2 tRNA genes are annotated in these 512 nt (G+C 53.3%); both read right to left on the bottom strand.

Annotated features, from left to right (window positions below):
- Positions 1-203 precede the first annotated feature (203 nt).
- Positions 204-279 (bottom strand) — tRNA-Phe (locus AC1RO3_RS08505).
- Between the two features lie 5 nt (positions 280-284).
- A tRNA-Asn gene (locus tag AC1RO3_RS08500) sits at positions 285-360 on the bottom strand.
- Positions 361-512: the final 152 nt, after the last annotated feature.

Here is a 512-nt window from a genome sequence, read left to right as displayed (position 1 = left end):
CCTGTGGTAGGGGACACAGGATTCGAACCTGTGAATGCTGGGATCAAAACCCAGTGCCTTGGACCTGACTTGGCTAGTCCCCAATTGATTAGTTGACCTCAACACGTAGAAAATCTACACTAGCGACACACAGGCCGAGCCCGGGACACAAATTGCGGTCGGGGTAATCAGCCCCTCCTACGATTTTTACGAGGTCACAACGTTGGTGCGCAGGGCTGGACTCGAACCAGCGACACCCGGATTTTCAGTCCGGTGCTCTACCAACTGAGCTACCCGCGCATGTTTGGCTCCGGTGGCTGGGATCGAACCAGCGACCCACGGATTAACAGTCCGTTGCTACTACCGCTGAGCTACACCGGAATTGAGTCAGATAGACCGGGTAACAACTTCGTCCGGCTCACTATCTGATTCGTACTACTTAACTGATGATACCAATCAGGTCGCCTTCGAGGCACACCTTCAGCTCTTCACCATCTACTTCTACGGTTGCAGTCGTCATTGACGTGATAACC

Source organism: Dellaglioa sp. CoH-57-MRSF-19, from assembly GCF_056781975.1.
The sequence above is the reverse complement of the archived record's forward strand: the minus strand, read 5'-3'. Positions and strand labels throughout refer to the sequence as shown.